Source organism: Spirosoma flavus, assembly GCF_054778555.1.
The window spans coordinates 1655-4725 of sequence record NZ_BAAGZL010000015.1; the positions used below are offsets into that span (position 1 = coordinate 1655).

2 rRNA genes are annotated in these 3071 nt (G+C 55.2%); both read left to right on the forward strand.

Annotated elements, in window-relative coordinates:
- Nucleotides 1-4 precede the first annotated feature (4 nt).
- Nucleotides 5-2835, forward strand: a 23S ribosomal RNA gene (locus tag ACYVF1_RS32155).
- Between the two features lie 120 nt (nucleotides 2836-2955).
- Nucleotides 2956-3066: ribosomal RNA gene (gene rrf / locus ACYVF1_RS32160) — 5S ribosomal RNA — on the forward strand.
- Nucleotides 3067-3071: the final 5 nt, after the last annotated feature.

A 3071-nucleotide genomic window follows, 5' to 3' on the forward strand; every position in this document is an offset into this window, starting at 1 on the left:
GAATCAACACGCAGCAAAAGGGCGTCTGGGGGATGCCTCTGGCTTCTGATGGCGATGAAGGACGTGGCAAGCGACGAAACGCTAAGGGGACCCGCTGGCAGGGGCTGATCCTTGGGTATCCGAATGGGGCAACCCACTGTCTTGAAGAGACAGTACCCTACGGGGGGCAAACGCGGAGAACTGAAACATCTAAGTACCCGCAGGAAAAGAAAACAACATGTGATTCCGGTAGTAGTGGCGAGCGAGGCCGGAAGAGCCCAAACCAATCAGGTTACGGCCTGGTCGGGGTAGTAGGACCTGACAGCAAACCAACAAGCGAACACGAAGTCTTTGGGAAAAGACGCCATAGCGGGTGAGAGCCCCGTAGTGGTCAGGGCGTTGGTGGGTCGGGGATCCTGAGTAGGGGGGGACCGGCGAAATCCCCTCTGAATTTGCCGGCACCATCCGGTAAGGCTAAATACATTCAGAAGACCGATAGAGAAGAGTACCGTGAGGGAACGGTGAAAAGCACGGGGAGTACCCGGGTGAAATAGACCCTGAAACCAGGCGCTTACAAGCGGTCGGAGCCCTCAGACGGGGGTGACGGCGTGCCTTTTGCATAATGAGCCTACGAGTTACCATGGCTGGCGAGGTTAACCACCTGAAGGTGGGCAGCCGAAGCGAAAGCGAGTCTGAACAGGGCGCGTAGTCAGTCGGGGTAGACGCGAAACTTGGTGATCTATCCCTGGCCAGGTTGAAGGGGTGGTAACACACCCTGGAGGACCGAACCGATAAGCGTTGAAAAGCTTCCGGATGAGCTGGGGATAGGGGTGAAAGGCCAATCAAACTGAGAAATAGCTCGTACTCTCCGAAATGTTTTTAGGAACAGCGTTCCGTGTTACCGTGCTTGAGGTAGAGCGACCAACAGGATGCGGGGGAGTCACATCCTACCAACTTCTGATGAACTCCGAATGCGAGCAGGGGTGCGGGGCAGTGAGGGGCAGGGTGCTAAGGTCCTGCTCCGAGAGGGGAACAACCCAGACCATCCTCTAAGGTCCCCAAGTGTGTGCTAAGTTGAACAAAGGCGGTCCGGCTGCTGAGACAGCCAGGAGGTTAGCTTGGAAGCAGCTATTCCTTTAAAGAGTGCGTAACAGCTCACTGGTCGAGCGGGGCGGGCGTCGATAATAACCGGGCATCAAGCACATCACCGAAGGGGTGGACAGTTAGTTAGACTAACTTGTGGTAGGAGAGCATTCACAAACCGGCGAAGTTGCAGCGTGAGCTGTGGTGGAGGGTTGTGAAAAGCAAATGTAGGCATAAGTAACGATAATGGGGGTGAGAACCCCCCACACCGAAAGGCTAAGGTTTCCTCCGCGATGGCAGTCATCGGAGGGTTAGTCGGGGTCTAAGGGCGACCGGAGACGGGCAGCCTGAGGGGAAATGGGTTAATAATCCCATACTAGCTATGCAGGTCCACTTATGACGGAGTGCCGGGGGTGTTACGTCCTGACGGAATAGGGCGTTGAGCGGAGGTTTCGGCCGAAGCGAAGCACTGAAGGGGCTTCCAAGAAAAGTAAGTAGGCGTTAAGCGCATGGCTACCCGTACCGCAAACCGACACAGGTAGCTGGGCAGAATATGCTAAGGTGCACGAATGAATCATGGTTAAGGAACTCGGCAAAATGACCCTGTAACTTCGGGATAAGGGGGGCCTACCCAGTAATGGGAGGTTGCAGAAAAGAGGCCCAGGCGACTGTTTACCAAAAACACAGGACTCTGCCAAAATGAAAGTTGACGCATAGGGTCTGACACCTGCCCGGTGCTGGAAGGTTAAGGGGGGAGCTTAGTCGCAAGGCGAAGGTTTGAACTGAAGCCCCAGTAAACGGCGGCCGTAACTATAACGGTCCTAAGGTAGCGAAATTCCTTGTCGGGTAAGTTCCGACCTGCACGAATGGTGTAACGATCTGGGCACTGTCTCAACCATGAGTTCGGTGAAATTGTAGTAGCGGTGAAGATGCCGCTTACCCGCCACGGGACGGAAAGACCCCGTGCACCTTTACTATAGCTTAACATGGGATGCTGGTCAGGCATGTGTAGGATAGGCGGGAGGAAGCGAAGGGGCGTCGCCAGGCGTCCTGGATCCAACCTTGAAATACCGCCCTTGGCTGACTGGCGTTCTAACCTCTTTGGGGGGACAGTGTTTGGTGGGTAGTTTGACTGGGGTGGTCACCTCCGAAAGGGTAACGGAGGTTTCCCAAGGTTGGCTCATGCCGGACGGTAATCGGCAGGGGAGTGCAATAGCAAAAGCCAGCTTGACAGTGAGGCCGACCAGCCGATCTGGGACGAAAGTCGGGTATAGTGATCCGGTGGTTCCGCATGGAAGGGCCATCGCTCAAAGGATAAAAGGTACGCCGGGGATAACAGGCTGATCTCCCCCAAGAGCTCACATCGACGGGGAGGTTTGGCACCTCGATGTCGGCTCGTCACATCCTGGGGCTGGAGAAGGTTCCAAGGGTTCGGCTGTTCGCCGATTAAAGTGGCACGCGAGCTGGGTTCAGAACGTCGTGAGACAGTTCGGTCCCTATCTGTGGTGGGCGTAGGAACATTGACGGGATCTGTCCTTAGTACGAGAGGACCGGGATGGACGCACCGCTGGCGAGTCGGTTGTCAAGCCGTTGGCACGGCCGGGTAGCTACGTGCGGATCAGATAAGCGCTGAAGGCATCTAAGTGCGAAACTGGCCTGAAGATGAGTGTTCTGAGTAAGGGGTGTTGTAGACGACGACGTGGATAGGCGGCAGGTGGAGGCTGTGAGAGCAGTGGAGCTGAGCCGTACTAATGACCCCGGGAGCGTGTTGATTCTGCTTTACGAGATAGGCTTTGTGATCAAGTGTTTGTATTGGTAATGGGTATGTTTCTCTCTGTGGGGACTAAGAATGCTAAAGGTATTTGACTCTTATGAGTCAGAAGAATATCTACGGTTGGTGCTGTTAAGGCGGGTGGACACCTCTTCCATGTCGAACAGAGCCGTTAAGCCCCGTACTGCCGATGGTACTGCTGTCAAAGGTGGGAGAGTAGGTAGGTGCCACCGTTGAT